The 15,264-nt window shown below is 65.7% G+C and carries 20 protein-coding genes and 1 tRNA gene; 10 read left to right on the plus strand and 11 right to left on the minus strand.

Annotated elements, in window-relative coordinates; all coding sequences use genetic code 11:
• The first annotated feature begins 15 nt into the window (after positions 1-15).
• From atpD to IEW58_RS07250, 4 genes are all read left to right on the plus strand, one after another.
• Positions 16-1,473, plus strand: coding sequence for a F0F1 ATP synthase subunit beta (gene atpD, locus IEW58_RS07235; protein WP_188644514.1), 1,458 nt, complete (start codon positions 16-18; stop codon positions 1,471-1,473).
• A 4-nt stretch (positions 1,474-1,477) separates the two neighbouring features.
• Positions 1,478-1,735, plus strand: coding sequence for an ATP synthase F1 subunit epsilon (locus IEW58_RS07240; protein ID WP_188644515.1), 258 nt, complete (start codon positions 1,478-1,480; stop codon positions 1,733-1,735).
• A gap of 31 nt (positions 1,736-1,766) precedes the next feature.
• Positions 1,767-2,138, plus strand: coding sequence for a VanZ family protein (locus tag IEW58_RS07245; RefSeq protein WP_188644516.1), 372 nt, complete (start codon positions 1,767-1,769; stop codon positions 2,136-2,138).
• An 83-nt stretch (positions 2,139-2,221) separates the two neighbouring features.
• Positions 2,222-2,449 carry a DUF1153 domain-containing protein gene (locus IEW58_RS07250; RefSeq protein ID WP_188644517.1) on the plus strand — a complete coding sequence of 76 codons (228 nt, stop codon included), beginning with the start codon at positions 2,222-2,224 and terminating at the stop codon, positions 2,447-2,449.
• 37 nt (positions 2,450-2,486) lie between these two features.
• Here the strand turns inward: IEW58_RS07250 and rimM are convergent, their stop codons facing one another.
• The 5 genes from rimM to IEW58_RS07275 all read right to left on the minus strand — a co-directional run bounded on the left by rimM (position 2,487) and on the right by IEW58_RS07275 (position 5,717).
• On the minus strand, positions 2,487-2,969 hold the full coding sequence (rimM, locus tag IEW58_RS07255) for a ribosome maturation factor RimM (RefSeq protein WP_188644518.1): 483 nt from the start codon (positions 2,967-2,969) through the stop codon (positions 2,487-2,489).
• 8 nt (positions 2,970-2,977) lie between these two features.
• The gene (gene rpsP / locus IEW58_RS07260) at positions 2,978-3,451 is read right to left on the minus strand and encodes a 30S ribosomal protein S16 (RefSeq protein WP_188644519.1); all 474 of its coding nucleotides are present in this window, start codon (positions 3,449-3,451) and stop codon (positions 2,978-2,980) included.
• A gap of 32 nt (positions 3,452-3,483) precedes the next feature.
• Entirely contained in the window at positions 3,484-4,962 is a 1,479-nt protein-coding gene (ffh, locus tag IEW58_RS07265; protein ID WP_188644520.1) for a signal recognition particle protein, read from the minus strand.
• A gap of 254 nt (positions 4,963-5,216) precedes the next feature.
• Positions 5,217-5,292: transfer RNA gene (locus IEW58_RS07270), tRNA-Ala, on the minus strand.
• 101 nt (positions 5,293-5,393) lie between these two features.
• Positions 5,394-5,717 (minus strand): TIGR02300 family protein, encoded by a 324-nt coding sequence (locus IEW58_RS07275; RefSeq protein WP_188644521.1) that lies wholly within the window; start codon positions 5,715-5,717, stop codon positions 5,394-5,396.
• A gap of 143 nt (positions 5,718-5,860) precedes the next feature.
• On the opposite strand from IEW58_RS07275, the gene aroA reads away from it, so the two are divergent.
• From aroA to IEW58_RS07305, 6 genes are all read left to right on the plus strand, one after another.
• Positions 5,861-7,195 carry a 3-phosphoshikimate 1-carboxyvinyltransferase gene (aroA, locus tag IEW58_RS07280; protein WP_188644522.1) on the plus strand — a complete coding sequence of 445 codons (1,335 nt, stop codon included), beginning with the start codon at positions 5,861-5,863 and terminating at the stop codon, positions 7,193-7,195.
• Positions 7,192-7,443: a CBU_0592 family membrane protein gene (locus IEW58_RS07285; RefSeq protein WP_188644523.1), complete on the plus strand. Its 252-nt coding sequence runs from the start codon at positions 7,192-7,194 to the stop codon at positions 7,441-7,443. Before aroA ends, IEW58_RS07285 begins: the two co-directional genes overlap by 4 nt.
• A complete protein-coding gene (locus tag IEW58_RS07290; protein WP_188644524.1) occupies positions 7,440-8,063 on the plus strand; it encodes a (d)CMP kinase in 624 nt (207 codons plus the stop codon). The genes IEW58_RS07285 and IEW58_RS07290 overlap by 4 nt, the downstream gene beginning before the upstream one ends.
• A gap of 414 nt (positions 8,064-8,477) precedes the next feature.
• Positions 8,478-10,196, plus strand: coding sequence for a 30S ribosomal protein S1 (gene rpsA / locus IEW58_RS07295; RefSeq protein WP_188644525.1), 1,719 nt, complete (start codon positions 8,478-8,480; stop codon positions 10,194-10,196).
• Positions 10,197-10,291: 95 nt separating this feature from the next.
• Positions 10,292-11,047 (plus strand): hydroxyacylglutathione hydrolase, encoded by a 756-nt coding sequence (gene gloB, locus IEW58_RS07300; protein WP_188644526.1) that lies wholly within the window; start codon positions 10,292-10,294, stop codon positions 11,045-11,047.
• A gap of 5 nt (positions 11,048-11,052) precedes the next feature.
• Positions 11,053-12,039 (plus strand): NADPH:quinone oxidoreductase family protein, encoded by a 987-nt coding sequence (locus IEW58_RS07305; RefSeq protein WP_188644527.1) that lies wholly within the window; start codon positions 11,053-11,055, stop codon positions 12,037-12,039.
• Here the strand turns inward: IEW58_RS07305 and IEW58_RS07310 are convergent.
• The 6 genes from IEW58_RS07310 to IEW58_RS07335 form a co-directional block, all read right to left on the minus strand.
• Positions 12,024-12,635, minus strand: a complete 612-nt coding sequence (locus tag IEW58_RS07310) for a flavodoxin family protein (RefSeq protein ID WP_188644528.1) — start codon at positions 12,633-12,635, stop codon at positions 12,024-12,026. The genes IEW58_RS07305 and IEW58_RS07310 overlap by 16 nt on opposite strands.
• 56 nt (positions 12,636-12,691) lie before the next feature.
• Entirely contained in the window at positions 12,692-13,243 is a 552-nt protein-coding gene (locus tag IEW58_RS07315; protein WP_188644529.1) for a F0F1 ATP synthase subunit B family protein, read from the minus strand.
• 13 nt (positions 13,244-13,256) lie between these two features.
• Positions 13,257-13,748, minus strand: coding sequence for a F0F1 ATP synthase subunit B (locus IEW58_RS07320; protein ID WP_188644530.1), 492 nt, complete (start codon positions 13,746-13,748; stop codon positions 13,257-13,259).
• A gap of 77 nt (positions 13,749-13,825) precedes the next feature.
• The gene (locus IEW58_RS07325) at positions 13,826-14,050 is read right to left on the minus strand and encodes a F0F1 ATP synthase subunit C (RefSeq protein WP_160609703.1); all 225 of its coding nucleotides are present in this window, start codon (positions 14,048-14,050) and stop codon (positions 13,826-13,828) included.
• A gap of 50 nt (positions 14,051-14,100) precedes the next feature.
• A complete protein-coding gene (locus IEW58_RS07330) occupies positions 14,101-14,850 on the minus strand; it encodes a F0F1 ATP synthase subunit A (protein WP_188644531.1) in 750 nt (249 codons plus the stop codon).
• An 18-nt stretch (positions 14,851-14,868) separates the two neighbouring features.
• Positions 14,869-15,174 (minus strand): AtpZ/AtpI family protein, encoded by a 306-nt coding sequence (locus tag IEW58_RS07335; RefSeq protein ID WP_188644532.1) that lies wholly within the window; start codon positions 15,172-15,174, stop codon positions 14,869-14,871.
• Between the last annotated feature and the right edge of the window lie 90 nt (positions 15,175-15,264).

Genomic DNA, 15,264 nt, shown 5'->3' on the forward strand with positions numbered 1-15,264 from the left:
GGCAAGGAAAAGACCATGGCCACCGCCCCCGTCCTGAACCAGACCACCACCGGTACGATCGCCCAGGTGATCGGCGCCGTCGTCGACGTCGCCTTCGAAGGCGAGCTTCCGGCGATCCTCACCGCGCTGGAAACCGACAACAACGGCAACCGGCTCGTGCTCGAGGTCGCCCAGCACCTCGGCGAGAACACCGTGCGCACGATCGCGATGGACGCGACCGAGGGCCTCACCCGTGGCCAGACCGTGCGCAATACCGGCCAGCAGATTTCGGTCCCCGTCGGCCCGAAGACCCTGGGCCGCATTCTCAACGTCGTCGGCGAGCCGATCGACGAACGCGGCCCTGTCGGCGCTGAGAAGCGCGCGCCGATCCACGCCGAGGCTCCCCTCTTCATCGACCAGTCGACCGAAGCCAGCATTCTCGTCACCGGCATCAAGGTCATCGACCTGCTGGCGCCCTATGCGCGCGGCGGCAAGATCGGCCTGTTCGGCGGCGCGGGCGTGGGCAAGACCGTGCTCATCCAGGAACTGATCAACAACATCGCCAAGGGCCACGGCGGCGTGTCGGTGTTCGCCGGCGTGGGTGAGCGCACCCGCGAAGGAAACGACCTCTACCACGAATTCCTCGACGCCGGCGTCATCGCCAAGGACGCCGAGGGCAACGCGACCAGCGAAGGTTCGAAGGTCGCACTGGTGTTCGGCCAGATGAACGAGCCCCCGGGCGCCCGCGCCCGCGTCGCGCTCTCGGGCCTGACGATGGCGGAATACTTCCGCGACGAGGAAGGCCAGGACGTGCTGTTCTTCGTCGACAACATCTTCCGCTTCACCCAGGCGGGTTCGGAAGTGTCGGCGCTGCTCGGCCGCATTCCTTCGGCGGTGGGCTACCAGCCGACCCTGTCGACCGACATGGGCAACCTGCAGGAACGCATCACTTCGACCACCAAGGGCTCGATCACCTCGGTGCAGGCGATCTACGTGCCTGCGGACGACCTTACCGACCCGGCTCCGGCCACCTCGTTCGCGCACCTTGACGCGACCACGACGCTCAGCCGCGCAATTTCCGAGCTGGGCATCTACCCCGCGGTGGACCCGCTTGATTCCACCTCTCGCGTTCTGGAGCCGCGCGTCGTTGGCGAGGAGCACTACCGCACCGCCCGCCGCGTCCAGGAAGTGCTGCAGAAGTACAAGTCGCTGCAGGACATCATCGCCATTCTCGGCATGGACGAGTTGTCGGAAGAGGATAAGCTCACCGTCGCCCGCGCGCGCAAGATCCAGCGCTTCCTGTCGCAGCCGTTCCACGTGGCCGAGGTGTTCACCAACATCCCGGGCAAGTTCGTCCAGCTCGAAGACACGGTGAAGTCGTTCAAGGCCGTCGTCGACGGCGAGTACGACCACCTGCCCGAAGCCGCGTTCTACATGGTCGGCGGGATCGAAGAGGCGGTCGAGAAGGCCAAGAAGATGGCCGACGAGGCCTAAGGCTATGGCGCTCCACTTCGAACTCGTAACCCCGGCCAAGCTCGTGCTGTCGGAAGACGTCCACATGGTGGTCGTCCCCGGCACCGAGGGCGATTTCGGCGTGCTCGAAGGGCACGCGCCCGTGATGAGCACCATCCGCGACGGCGCGCTCCAGGTGTACCGCACGCAAGGATCGGCACCGGAGAGCATCGAAGTGCGCGGCGGCTTCGCCGAAGTTGGCGAGAATGGTCTCACGGTGCTGGCCGAACACGTCGAGAGCTGAGGCCATCCTCCGCCTGCTTGAAAGCGCGCGCGTGCAGTCCTGGCTGCGGCGCGCGTTTTTCTTTGCGGCGGCGTTCGCATTGGTGATGGCGCTCCTGCCCCATCCGCCGTCGCTTCCGCTCGAACCGGGCGACAAGGTTCAGCACATGCTCGCCTTCTTCACGCTCGGCGCACTCGCCGCAGGCGGCTGGCGAAACCGACCCGTTCCGGTGTTCGTCGCCCTGGCGGGGTTCGGAGCGGCGATCGAGTTGCTCCAGTCGATTCCCTCGCTGCATCGCGACGCGCAATGGAGCGACTGGCTCGCCGATATGGGCGCCACTGCAGTCGCGCTTGGCCTCGCCTGGCTGGTGCTGGGTGACTGGCGCTTCCGTTCGTCGCAAGGACGGCACGTTCCGGATGCTTAACCGGAAATAAGCCATGTCCGGCAGGACGGAATTAACCCTGCCCGGTCACTTCTCGTTCTGACGGGGGCGAAGGAGTGAAATCGATGGCATACCCGTATGACAGTACCGTGTCCGAAGCGATCAAGCGGGCCGGGCTCCCCAAATCGCACAAGGTCCACTGGTCCCCGGCCCGCAAGGCGGAAGTCGTTCGCGCGGTGCGTGACGAGGTGATCACTTTCGACGAGGCGCGTGGGCGTTATCTGCTCAGCCGCAGCGAATTTCGCGCCTGGGAACAGCAAGTCGATCAGCAGCAGTCGCGCGAACTGGCATAACCGCAGTCACGGCTCGCAGCGGCGCGGCGCCCGGGGATCAGGCAAGGAAGGCGGGGTCGATCACCACCTTCTGATCGTTCCACTCGGGCACCGCTTCCGTCGTCATCGGCACCATCGCGCGGCGCCGGTCCGGACCTTCTATCTCGAGCACGTCGCCCGCGCCGTAGTTCTCGATTCCCACGACGGTGCCGAGATGCTCGCCGGACGGGCTCACGGCCGCCAATCCGATGATGTCGGCGTGGTAGTATTCGCCCTCGGCCAGCGCGGGCATGGCCGAGCGGGGCACCGTCAGCGGAGTGCCACGCATTTTTTCGGCGGCAGTTCGATCCGGGATTTCCGCGAAGCGGGCGACCGCCCCGCCCTTGTTGTCGCTGCGGATTTTCCGCAGCGTCAGTGTGCCCCCGTTGAAGCTCTCGTAGCGCGTGAGCGCGTCGATTCCTTCACCGAACAACTTCAGGCGGACTTCGCCCGTCACGCCGTGCGCGCCACTGATGGCGGCCAGGGTGACGGGCTTGTCCATGCGTGACCTCAGGCTTCCGCGGTATCGCCGGCGGCAGCTTCCTCGGCCACAGGGGCTTCAGCGGGAGCTTCCTCGGCGGGAGCTTCCTCGGCGGGAGCTTCCTCAGCCGGAGCAGCGGCGGCAGCGGCAGCGGCTTCCTCGGCCTCGCGGGCCTTTTCGGCACGCTCTTCGGCGCGAGTCTTGGCGTTCTCGCCGGGCTCACCCTTTTTCGGATTGTTGCGGGCGGCGCGCTCACGAACGCCAGCGGCGTCGAGGAAGCGGGCCACGCGGTCCGAGGGCTGCGCGCCGACCGAGAGCCAGTGCTTCGCGCGGTCTGCGTTGAGCTTGACGCGCTCCTCGCTGTCCTTGGGCAGAAGCGGGTTGTAGGTGCCGATCTGCTCCAGATACTTGCCGTCGCGCGCCGAGCGGCTGTCGGCCACCACGATGCGATAGTAGGGCCGCTTCTTCGCGCCACCGCGCGACAGCCGGATTGCAATTGCCATGTGTCTTACCTTTCCAGTCTAAGCTATTCTAACTACTTCTTTTTCATCAAATCCTGCAGGTTCGCGGGCAGTGCCCCGCTCCCCAGTCCGGGCAGAGCCGGAGGAGCCGACCCCCCGCCCCCCATGCCGCCAAGCGCCCCACCGAGGCCGCCCTTCCCGAAGGCGGCGGCGAGTCCCTTGAAGCCGCCCATCTTGCGGATCTGCTTCATCGCGCGGGCCATTTCCTGGTGCATCTTCAGCAGCTTGTTGACGTCCTGCACGTCGAGACCGGCACCGGCGGCCACGCGCTTCTTGCGCCTGGCATTCATCAGTTCGGGCCGGGCGCGTTCCTTCGGCGTCATGGAGGAAATGACCGCGTCCATGTGGACCAGCACCTTGTCGTCGACGCCGGACTGCGCCATCGCCGCCTTGGCCTTCTTCATGCCGGGCAGCATGCCAGCCAGCATGCCGATGCCGCCCATGTTCTGCATCTGCTTGAGCTGCATGCGCAGGTCGTTCAGGTCGAACTGGCCCTTGGCCATGCGCCTGGCGAGCGCCTCGGCGTCTTCTTCCTTGATCGTCTGCGCGGCCCGCTCGACCAGGCTGACGACGTCGCCCATGCCCAGGATGCGGTCGGCCACGCGGCCCGGGTGGAACGCCTCGAGCGCGTCGAGCTTTTCGCCCGTGCCGGCGAACTTGATCGGCTTGCCGGTGACATGACGCATCGACAGCGCCGCACCGCCGCGCGCGTCGCCGTCCATGCGGGTCAGGATCACGCCGGTGAGCGGCACCTCGCCCGAAAACGATTGGGCCACGTTGACCGCGTCCTGGCCCGTCAGCGCATCGACCACCAGCAGCACTTCGGTTGGCGCGGAGACGCCGGCGACCGCCTTCATCTCCTCCATCAGCGCCTGGTCGACGTGGAGGCGGCCGGCGGTGTCGAGCAGCAGCACGTCGATGTTCTGCAACCGCGCCGATTCAAGGGCGCGACGGGCTATGTCGACCGGCTGCTGGCCCTGGAGGATCGGCAGGGTCGCAACATCCACCTGGGTGCCGAGCACCGCGAGCTGCTCCTGCGCCGCGGGCCGCGCGACGTCGAGCGAGGCCATCAGCGCCTTCTTGCCATGCTTTTCGCGGATATACTTGGCGAGCTTGGCGGTGGTGGTCGTCTTGCCCGAGCCCTGGAGGCCGACCATCATCACCACGACCGGCGGCCTGGCGTTGAGGTTCAGCCCTTCGGCCTGCGCGCTGCCACCGTCTTCGGCCGCACCGCCAAGCATCTCGACCAGCTCGTCGTGGACGATCTTGACGACCTGCTGGCCCGGCGTGACCGAGCGCAACACGTCCTGCCCAATCGCCTTTTCGGTAACCGCGTCGATGAACCGGCGCGCCACCGGCAGCGCCACGTCCGCCTCGAGCAGCGCGACGCGGATCTCGCGCATGGCCTCGCGCACGTCCGCTTCGTTCAGCGCACCGCGACCGCGCAGGCGGTCGAACACGTTGCCCAGGCGATCGGACAGGTTATCGAACATGCGCTACCTCAAGACCGGCGGTTTCCCGCCAAATGCGAAAAACGCCGGCGGACGAAACCTCGTCGGCCAGCGTGCGGATCTCAACGAGAGGCCCGACTTTGATCCAGTTGTCCATTGCGCCGGATTTCGGTTTGGGCTGCAGGCGAAAATGGTGGAGGCGAGTGACCCGGCGCGCAGCGGACTTAATGTCCGTGAGCACCGGAAGCGCTCGTATCCGCCATTTGCAGCCCAGCCCGGGCCAAAAGACGGTGCAATGGTGGAGCCTAGCGGGATCGAACCGCTGACCTCCTGCATGCCATGCAGGCGCTCTCCCAGCTGAGCTAAGGCCCCTTGCCACTGCTGATGCCAACCCTGGGAGGCTGGCGGTAATCTTCCGCCGAAGCGGCAGGTCGCGCCCTTTATGGACGCGGCCCGCGCTTGGCAAGCGTCAATTAGCTATCGTCTTCGTCGTCGTCGCCTGAGGTCGCCACGCCGAGGTCGTCGTCGCCGCCGAGATCGACGTCGTTGTCGGGCGAATCCTCGTCGTCGTCGACGTCGATGTCCTCCAGGTCGTCACCGCCCAGGTCGGAATCGGCTTCGACGTCCTTCTTCTTCTCTTCCTCGAACGGAATCGGCTGCTTGGACTTCAGGACCGGTTCGGGCGTCCATTGCTCGCCGCATTCGATGCAGGCCACCGGGTCGTCCTTGCCCAGATCGTAGAAGCGCGTACCGCACTTGGGGCACTGGCGCTTGGCACCCCATTCAGGCTTGACCATTGCAATTCCTCGGCTTGCCCGCCCGGTCGTGGGCAGGCGAAAATATGGGAGACTTGATGGGTAACCGGCGCACCGGAATCAAGAGCGGGCGCGCCTTGCCATAGGCCACCCCCGCTGTCAAAAGCCGCGCGCCCAGAGCATCTATGACCGCCCCCGCCACATCGCCCCTCCCCCGCCGCTTCGCGCCCGCCGGTCCCTTGCGCGGGCGTGTGCGCGTGCCGGGAGACAAGTCGATCAGCCACCGGGCGGTCATGCTGGGCGCGCTCGCGGTCGGCGAGACGCGCGTTACCGGCCTGCTTGAAGGCGAGGACGTGATGGCCACCGCCGCTGCCATGCAGGCGATGGGCGCGAGTATCGACAAAGTGGGCGAGGAATGGCGCATTCAAGGCGTCGGAGTCGGCGGCCTTCTGCAACCCGCTGCTGCGCTCGAGATGGGCAATTCGGGCACCTCGACCCGTCTGTTGATGGGGTTGGTAGCCAGCCACGCGATCACGGCGGCGTTCACCGGGGACGCGAGCCTGTCACGCCGCCCGATGGGCCGGGTGATCGAGCCTTTGAGCCGCATCGGAGCCTCGTTCACACCTTCTCCCGGAGGACGCCTGCCACTGATGATGACAGGCGCCAGCGTGCCGGTTCCGATCGAGTACCGGCTGCCGGTTGCCAGCGCCCAGGTGAAGAGCGCGGTGCTGCTGGCCGGGCTCAATACCGCGGGGATCACCACCGTAATCGAACCGGTCGCCACCCGCGATCATTCGGAGCGGATGCTGCGCGGCTTCGGCGCCGACCTCGAGGTCGAAGAGGCGGACGACGAGCGCGTAATCCGCGTGCGCGGCGAGGCGGATTTGCGCCCGCAGGCGATCGAGGTGCCGGGCGATCCAAGCTCGGCCGCATTCTTCATCGTCGCCGCGACATTGGTTGAAGGAAGCGACCTTACCATCGAGAACGTCGGCCTCAATCCCACCCGAGCCGGCATCGTTTCGGTACTTCGCGAAATGGGCGCGGATATCGAGGAACTCGCCTTGCGCGGCGTAGGCGGAGAACCCGTGGCCGATCTGCGCGTGCGTCACTCTCCCCTTAAAGGCATCGAAGTGGACCCGGCCGTCGCGCCGAGCATGATCGATGAGTTTCCGATCCTGTTCGTCGCGGCTGCCCTGGCAAACGGGCGAACCGTCACCCGCGGGCTGGACGAACTGCGGGTCAAGGAAAGCGACCGGCTTTCGGTCATGGCGGAGGCGCTCGTCGCCGCTGGCGCGCGGGTCGAGGAAACAGCCGATGGCCTGATCATCGACGGAACCGCTGGCGAGCCGCTGAGCGGAACAGCCGATAATCCCATCCGCACCCACCTCGACCACCGCATCGCGATGAGCATGGCGATCGCCGGCCTCGTCTCGCGCGCGGGGGTGGAAATCGACGACACCCGCCCGATCGCCACCAGCTTTCCGGCATTCACCACGCTACTCGAACAGGCCACCCGATGACCGACATCCATACCCTCGTCGGCTTCGCCGGCATGGCCTGCATCATCGCGGCTTATGCATATCTGACCTGGAGTCCGGCACCCAATCCGTTCGTGCTCCACGGGACCAACCTGGCAGGCGCGGCGCTGCTCACGGTATCGCTGCTGGTCCACACGAACCTGCCGAGCCTCGTTCTCGAGGGCTTCTGGGCAGCGATCGCGATCTATGGACTGGTCAAGGCATTGCGCCGGAAAGGGGCGGCGCGATGATCATCGCGGTCGACGGCCCGACCGCGTCCGGCAAAGGCACGATCGCCCGCGCTCTTGCAGCGCATTTCGGCTTGCCGCACCTGGATACGGGCTTGCTTTACCGTGCTGTCGGACGCCAGGTATTCCTTGACGGGGGCGACCCGGACGATGGCGGCGACGCGCTCGCCGCGACGAGCTTTCCCGATCTGCTGCTTCACGATCCGCACCTTCGAAGCGAAGAAACCGGCGGGCTCGCGAGCCGCGTTTCGGTCCACCCCGCGGTTCGCCAGGCGCTTTTCGAGCGCCAGCGCGTCTTCGCTACGCAAGCCGGCGGAGCGGTACTCGACGGGCGCGACATCGGCACCGTCATCGCGCCGGATGCTGATGTGAAGCTGTTCGTCACCGCCAGCGTCGAAGCGCGCGCCGAGCGGCGATGGAAGGAAATGCGCGACGCCGGCATTGAGGTCGCCCTGAGCGATATCGCCGCCGACATCCGCCGCCGCGACGAGCGCGATTCCAACCGCGCCGACGCGCCCCTGCGGGTGGCCGAAGGCGCGTTCGTGATCGACAATTCCGCCATGACCCGAGAGCAGGCGACCGCCGCTGCCATAGAGGCAGTCGAAGCCGCCCGCCGCACTTAGCGATCCTAGCTTTCCTACAAGGCGTCCGTGCGTCATACGCTGGCCGATGCGTCACATGGCCGCTTCCCCCCAACCGCACGCTCACCGGACCAGATCGGAAGGTGACAAAGGGGACGCCCGAAACGGGCCGTTTGCCGAGTGTGAAAGGCCCGAATACAAGTTCCTTTTCCGGCCCGGGTGCGCGGTCCACGGCCTGCTGTTTCGCTTGCTTTCGGCGACTGTTGCGACTATGCGCGCGCCGTCCCTACAGCTTTGGCCGAACAGCACTGCTCGACAGGACCTTCGTGGCGCATGGGGCGGCACGAGGAAACGGCCCTCTTGCCCCGGATGGGCGCGCAATGGTGCGCGGCCGGCGGGAAAGACCCCGGTAAAACCGGTGGCCGGTAGCAAAATGTGAACAGGAATCCTGATCCTATGGCATCCACTGCCAATCCCACTCGCGCCGATTTCGAGGCGCTGCTCAACGAACAGCTCGGCGGCGCCGGCGAAGAAGGCTTCGAAGGCCGCGTCGTCAAGGGCACCGTGACCGCGATCGAGAACGGCATGGCCGTGATCGACGTCGGCCTTAAGAGCGAAGGGCGCGTTGCGCTCAAGGAATTTGCCCGCGGCGAAGGCGAAGGCGCCGACCACGGCCTGACCGTCGGCTCGGAAGTCGAAGTGTTCGTCGACCGCGTCGAGAACAGCGACGGCGAAGCGATGCTCAGCCGCGACCGCGCCCGCCGCGAAGCCGCGTGGGACAAGCTGGAAAGCGAATTCGGCGAAGGCAAGCGCGTCGACGGCCGCATCTTCGGCCGCGTCAAGGGCGGCTTCACCGTCGACCTCGACGGCGCCGTGGCCTTCCTCCCCGGCAGCCAGGTCGATATCCGCCCGGTGCGCGATGTCGGCCCGCTGATGGACATGCCGCAGCCGTTCCAGATCCTGAAGATGGACCGCCGCCGCGGCAACATCGTCGTGTCGCGCCGCGCGGTGCTCGAAGAGACCCGCGCCGAACAGCGCAGCGAGCTGATCGACAAGCTGACCGAAGGCCAGATCATGGACGGCGTGGTCAAGAACATCACCGATTACGGTGCGTTCGTGGACCTCGGCGGCATCGACGGCCTGCTCCACGTCACCGACATGAGCTACAAGCGGGTCAACCACCCGAGCGAAGTGATCAACATCGGCGACACGGTGAAGGTGCAGATCGTCCGCATCAATCCCGATACGCAGCGCATCAGCCTCGGCATGAAGCAGCTCGAAAGCGACCCGTGGGATGGCGTCGCCGCCAAGTACCCGGTCGGCATGAAGATGAAGGGCACGGTGACCAACATCACCGAATACGGCGCGTTCGTCGAGATCGAGCCCGGCATCGAAGGCCTGGTCCACGTTTCGGAAATGAGCTGGACCAAGAAGAACGTCCACCCCGGCAAGATCGTCTCGACTTCGCAGGAAGTCGACGTGGTCGTGCTCGAGGTCGATAGCGACAAGCGCCGTATCAGCCTTGGTCTCAAGCAGGCGCAGGGCAACCCCTGGGCCGATTTCGCGGACAAGCACCCCGTCGGCTCGGTCGTCGAGGGTGAAGTCAAGAACGCGACCGAGTTCGGCCTGTTCATCGGCCTGCCCGGCGACGTCGACGGCATGGTCCACATGTCGGACATCGCCTGGGGCATCTCGGGCGAGGACGCGCTGGCGCTTCACCGCAAGGGCGAAGAGGTCAAGGCGATCGTGCTCGACGTCGATGTCGAGAAGGAGCGCATCAGCCTCGGCATGAAGCAGCTCGAAAAGGGCGCGCCGACTGCCGGCGGCACCGCCTCGGCCGGAAGCCTGAAGAAGAACGACATCGTCACCGTGACCGTGCTCGAAGTGCGTGATGGCGGCCTCGAAGTGCAGGTCGGCGACGACGGCGCGACGGGCTTCATCAAGCGCAGCGACCTCGGCCGCGACCGCGACGAGCAGCGCCCCGACCGCTTCCAGGTCGGCAGCAAGCTCGATGCGATGGTGATCGGCTTCGACCGTTCCAAGAAGCCGAACTTCTCGGTCAAGGCGCGCCAGATCTCGGAAGAGAAGCAGGCTGTCGAGCAGTACGGTTCGTCCGATTCGGGTGCCTCGCTGGGCGACATCCTCGGCGAAGCGCTCAAGAAGCAGGCGGAATAGTCTCTCCGCCAGACTGACAGGCAAAGGGAAGGCCCGCCCGCTCACCCGAGCAGGCGGGCCTTTCCTACTGGGGCAAGAGAGCCTAGCTAGGCCCTATGCTTGAGATCCATCAGTTCCCCTGCCTGTCCGACAACTACGGTTTCCTCGTCCACGACCCGGTGAGCCAGGAAACCGTCTGCATCGATACGCCCGATGCGGACGCCTATTTGCGCGAAGCCGCGGCGAAGGGCTGGCAGATCACCCAGATCTGGAACACACACTGGCATCCGGACCACGCCGGCGGCAACGCGGCGATCAAGGCGGCCACCGGCTGCACGATCATTGCCCCGGCCGAAGTCGAGCGGATTTCGGCGATTGACCGCGTGGTGAGCGATGGCGACACTGTCATGCTCGGGGATCACGAGGCGCGCGTGATCGACGTGGGCGGACACACTAACGGGCACATCGCGTATCACCTCCCCGAAGACGAGACCGCCTTCGTGGGCGATAGCGTGTTCGCGCTGGGTTGCGGCCGGATGTTCGAGGGCACCGCCGACCAGTTCTGGGCGAGCCTGGAGCGGCTGCGCGGGCTGCCGCCGCGAACGATGCTCTACTGCGCCCATGAGTACACCCAGTCGAACGCGAAGTTCGCGCTCCATGCCGACCCCAACAACGCCGATCTTCAGGCCTACGTCCGTGAGATCGAGGAGCGTCGCGGACGTAATGAGCCGACCGTCCCGACCAAGCTTGAGCGGGAACTCGTCACCAACCCGTTCCTGCGCGCCGACAACGACGATCTGCGGGAACGATGGGGCGGTAACTCTCCCCACGAGACTTTCGCTGCGCTACGCAAGGCCAAGGACGAGTTCTGACCGCGATGCGGGCGCTGCGCGTCGAGCGGCTGTCCGATGATTTCTCCGGCGTCGAGCTGGCGGATGTGCCCCGGCCCGAACGCGGGCCTGGCGAGGTTCTGGTGCGGGTGCGCGCCGCCTCGCTCAACTACCCCGACCTGCTGATGACGCGTGGCGGCTACCAGTTCAAACCGGAGGTGCCGTTCACTTCGGGAATGGAGCTCGCAGGGGAAGTGATTGAAGCCGACCCCGGGAGCAGGTTTGGCATCGGCGCGGGCGTCATGGGCGGAGCGAAGACGGGCGCCTTCGCGGAGATCGCTGCGGTTCCCGAACGATCCTTGCGCCCCATTCCCGATGGGCTCGACTATGCGTCCGGCGCCGCTCTCGGCGCGGCGTATACGACCGCCTGGACCGGGCTAGTCGAACTCGGGGGTTTGGAGGCCGGCCAGTGGGTTCTGGTGCATGGCGCCAGCGGCGGGGTTGGGCTCGCCGCGTGCGATCTCGCCCGCGCATTGGGAGCGCGAGTGATCGCGGCCACTCACGACCGGACCAAAGCGGATCGCATCCGCAACGCGGTATTGCCTGATGCGGTCATCGTGAACCAAGGCCGGTTCCGCGAGCAGGCCGCGGAGCTGACGGGAGGACATTTGTGTGAGCTGGTGTTCGACCCGGTCGGGGGAGACGTTTTCGACGAAAGCACGCGTTGCGTTGCCTTCGGCGGGAAGTTGCTCGTGGTCGGGTTCGTTGCCGGGCGAATCCCGGAGATCGCGGTAAACATACCCCTCATCAAGGGCTTCTCTGTCGTCGGGGTGCGCGCAGGCGAATATGCTCGCCGCTTTCCGGAGCGCGGGGCGCGGATTGCCCGGGAAGTCGCGCGGCTGGCGAGCGCAGGCGAGATCAAGCCGGTCATCGACCGCACCCTCCCGCTCGCATCGTGGCGCGAAGCCTTCGGCGCGATGGAGGCTGGCCGGTTGGTCGGAAAGGTGGTCCTGGAACCCTATGCGCCTGGATAAGGGCTGTTCTTCAGCAACCGCGCGAGATGGGCGGCATTGGCAGCTACCATCTTGGCCGTTTCCTCTACTTTCTTGGGCGTCTGCTTGAGTTCCCTGAAGTCGGTCGAGCCCATTGCCTCGCCAACCCAGTAACAGGCAGCGTTTGCCGGGATCGTCCATCCGACGTCGTTCAGGGCCTGAAACAGCTGCGAGGTGGACCAGTGCGCCCCGTCCTCATTGCCCACGATCGCGGCGACTGCGACCTTGGAGAAGCTCGGCATTCGCCCGTTCTGGTCGGTCTCGCTCAGGAAAGCGTCCATCCGCTCGAGCACGCGCTTCGCGATCGACCCGATCTGTCCCATCCAGATGGGGCCACCGAACACGAGGATGTCATGAGCGAGTATCTTCTCGCGGAGCGCCGGCCAGTCGTCCCCTTCCCCCTCGTCCGAAGTCACACCGGGAACGACATTGTGGTCGGCTATCCGCAGACGCTCACCGAAGTTTACGCCGTTGTGCCTGAAGTGCCTTCTCAGAAGGTCCAGCATCGCGTCGGTCGAGCTTGGCTCGCCGCTACTCTTCTTGAGAGAACAGTTTATCTCGATCGCGCTCAGGGCCATGTCTTCCTCCGGTTAATACCGGAGAAGCGTCCGAACCCGCGGCAATGTTCCGAAGATCAGATCCGGGCGATGATGTCGTCGGCCAACTGCCGGTCGGCGGATGCGCCGTGTCGCCTGGCAATCAGCTCGCGGGCCGCAGCTGTGGCGAGCCCGGCAGCCTCGCGGCGCAAATCGTCAACCGCGGCACGCTCGGCAGCCCCGATCTTGGACTCGGCCACCGACGCGCGGCGCTCGATGAGCTGCGCCGTGTCGGCATCCGCCTGGGCCAGGATCTGCGCTGCTTCGGTCTTCGCATGCTCGAGCATGGCGGCCGCTTCCTGCACGCTCTGGGCATGCTGTGCCTTGGCGTCTTCGAGGAGCGCCTGCGCTTCCGCACGGATGCGCGCGGCCTCATCGAGATTGCGCCGCTTTTCCGCGATCTGGGAATCGAGCGCAGCGGCAATCTTCTGCGGCGCCTTCGCAACGAAGATCGCCAGCAGAAAGAAGATGGTCACGCTGAAATAAACCCAGCCTTCGGCACCGAGGCCCAACAAGGTGGGCTCTTCGTGACCGGCCACCTCGGTATGCCCTGCGGGCTGTTCCTCGACGATTGAGGGAAGTGCGCTCATCTTTTCCGTCCTGTCAGCCGCGGGCCAGCGACACTTCGACCGCGCTCGCGGCCTCGTCGATGGTAGGCTCGCTGCCGGTAAGCTTGCTTACGATGGCCCGGGCATTGTCCGCAGCGACATCGCGCAGCGACGCGCGAGCGCTGTTGCGAGCCTCGGCGATGCGCGCCTCAGCCGCGGCGATCGTGGCGCCTGTCTGCTCGTCTGCAGCAGCAAGGCGCTGTTCACGAGCGGCAGCCGCCGTTGCGGCGGCCTGGGCCAGCGCGACGCGGGCAGTCTCACGGTTGGCTTCGCGCTCGATCCGGTTCTGCTCGGCCAGCTCGTCAGCGGCGTCCTTCGCCGCCTTGGCCGTGGCGAGATCGCTGTCGATCTTCGTCATGCGCTCGTCCATCACCTTGCCCAGCCGCGGCAGCGTCAGGCGGACGATGCCGAAATAGAGCACGACGAAAAACACCGCCAGCCAGAACAGCTGCGGAATGAACACATTGCCGAAATCGAACTGTGGCATTGGAGCCGCCCGTTATTCGCGAGATTGTGTCGCCGGAGCCCACGCGACCAGCGCGCAAGCTCCGGCAAACGAATGGATCAGCTGAACGCGAGAGCCAGCGCGACCACCGCCGCGATCAGGCCGAGCGCTTCCGTCACGGCGAAGCCGAAGATCAGGCGGCCACCCATCTGCGCGTCGGCGCTGGGGTTGCGCAGCGCGCCGTTGAGGTAGTTGCCGAAGATCGCGCCCACGCCGATCGCGGCGAGACCCGCGCCGATAGCAGCCAGACCCGCGCCGATAACCTTTGCCGATGCAACGTCCATTTCGAAACCTTTCCTATGCGTAGTTCAGTAAACCGGGGCCAGCGTGGCCCTTAGTGGAGATTCACCGCGTCATTCAGGTAGAGCGACGCGAGAAGAGCGAAAACGTAAGCCTGGACGACCGCGATCAGCACTTCGAGCGCCGTCAAAGCGACGTTCACTGCCAGCGGCAGGACGCCGAAGACATAAGGAAGCGCATTGAAAGAGCCGAGGGCGACTACGAAGGTGCCGAACACCTTAAGGAGAACGTGACCGGCGGTCATGTTGGCAAAAAGCCGGATAGCGAGCGTGAAGGGGCGCGACAGGAAGCTCAGCACCTCGATCACGAACACGAACGCGCCCAGGAAGATGTTCGCATCCTTGGGCCAGAACAGACTGAAGAAATGGAGGCCGTGACGCCAGAACCCGACGATGCACACCACGATGAAGACGAGGAACGCAAGGCCGATCGTTACCGAGATGTGGCTGGTAGGCGTAAACGCACCGACCCACGGAAGCAGCCCCAGCAGATTGCAGACGAGAACGAACATGAACACGGCGAAGATCAGCGGTGCATAACGGCGACCCTCGGGCCCGACGTTCTCGTCGAGCATCTTTCGAACGAAGTCGTAAACGTATTCGACCGCGGCCTGCCACCTCCCCGGAACGAGTTGCGGCCGGGCGGTGCCGACGAACATGAAGACGGCGATCACGCCGATCGCGATCGCCATCCACAGCGAGCTGTTGGTGAACGACAGGTCGTAGCCGCCCGCTTCGAGCGGGTGCAGCTTGACGACCTCGAACTGCTCCATTGGGCTTGCCATTGAAACTTATCCTACCTGTCAGTCGCCGGGCTTGCTGTCGAACTGGGCAGACGTCTTCATGGCGCGGCGCACGCCGGCCGCGAAGCCGAGCACCAGCATGACGATCATGCCCCAGGGGGCGGTGTCCAGCCCGGCCCAGCGATCGAAAGCCCAGCCGATAAATCCCGACACGAGCACGGCGCCGATGAACTCGATGCCGATGGCCCAGCCGCGCGTCTCAGCCCGCCCCTGGGCGTTGCTCACGCCATGATGCTGCCGCGCCTGGGCGTCGGCGATACGGCGATCGAGATCGTCGCCGGTGTTGAGGTCGTCCTGATCGGCCAAGGCGAGCGGTCCGTTTTACGCTTCGCGGATACCCGCGAAGGGCATCCGGCTGGAATATAGACAGAACCGGCCCTGGCCGCAGTGGGGGCC

The sequence above is a fragment of the Tsuneonella deserti genome (assembly GCF_014644315.1).
GTDB classification, from domain to species: Bacteria; Pseudomonadota; Alphaproteobacteria; order Sphingomonadales; family Sphingomonadaceae; genus Tsuneonella; species Tsuneonella deserti.

Coding starts and splice junctions, on each gene's coding strand:
- atpD (WP_188644514.1), top strand. CDS start 16: ATGGCCACCGCCCCCGTCCTGAACCAGACCACCACCGGTACGATCGCC.
- IEW58_RS07240 (WP_188644515.1), top strand. CDS start 1,478: ATGGCGCTCCACTTCGAACTCGTAACCCCGGCCAAGCTCGTGCTGTCG.
- IEW58_RS07250 (WP_188644517.1), top strand. CDS start 2,222: ATGGCATACCCGTATGACAGTACCGTGTCCGAAGCGATCAAGCGGGCC.
- rimM (WP_188644518.1), bottom strand. CDS start 2,969: ATGGACAAGCCCGTCACCCTGGCCGCCATCAGTGGCGCGCACGGCGTG.
- rpsP (WP_188644519.1), bottom strand. CDS start 3,451: ATGGCAATTGCAATCCGGCTGTCGCGCGGTGGCGCGAAGAAGCGGCCC.
- ffh (WP_188644520.1), bottom strand. CDS start 4,962: ATGTTCGATAACCTGTCCGATCGCCTGGGCAACGTGTTCGACCGCCTG.
- IEW58_RS07275 (WP_188644521.1), bottom strand. CDS start 5,717: ATGGTCAAGCCTGAATGGGGTGCCAAGCGCCAGTGCCCCAAGTGCGGT.
- aroA (WP_188644522.1), top strand. CDS start 5,861: ATGACCGCCCCCGCCACATCGCCCCTCCCCCGCCGCTTCGCGCCCGCC.
- IEW58_RS07285 (WP_188644523.1), top strand. CDS start 7,192: ATGACCGACATCCATACCCTCGTCGGCTTCGCCGGCATGGCCTGCATC.
- IEW58_RS07290 (WP_188644524.1), top strand. CDS start 7,440: ATGATCATCGCGGTCGACGGCCCGACCGCGTCCGGCAAAGGCACGATC.
- rpsA (WP_188644525.1), top strand. CDS start 8,478: ATGGCATCCACTGCCAATCCCACTCGCGCCGATTTCGAGGCGCTGCTC.
- gloB (WP_188644526.1), top strand. CDS start 10,292: ATGCTTGAGATCCATCAGTTCCCCTGCCTGTCCGACAACTACGGTTTC.
- IEW58_RS07305 (WP_188644527.1), top strand. CDS start 11,053: ATGCGGGCGCTGCGCGTCGAGCGGCTGTCCGATGATTTCTCCGGCGTC.
- IEW58_RS07310 (WP_188644528.1), bottom strand. CDS start 12,635: ATGGCCCTGAGCGCGATCGAGATAAACTGTTCTCTCAAGAAGAGTAGC.
- IEW58_RS07315 (WP_188644529.1), bottom strand. CDS start 13,243: ATGAGCGCACTTCCCTCAATCGTCGAGGAACAGCCCGCAGGGCATACC.
- IEW58_RS07320 (WP_188644530.1), bottom strand. CDS start 13,748: ATGCCACAGTTCGATTTCGGCAATGTGTTCATTCCGCAGCTGTTCTGG.
- IEW58_RS07325 (WP_160609703.1), bottom strand. CDS start 14,050: ATGGACGTTGCATCGGCAAAGGTTATCGGCGCGGGTCTGGCTGCTATC.
- IEW58_RS07330 (WP_188644531.1), bottom strand. CDS start 14,850: ATGGCAAGCCCAATGGAGCAGTTCGAGGTCGTCAAGCTGCACCCGCTC.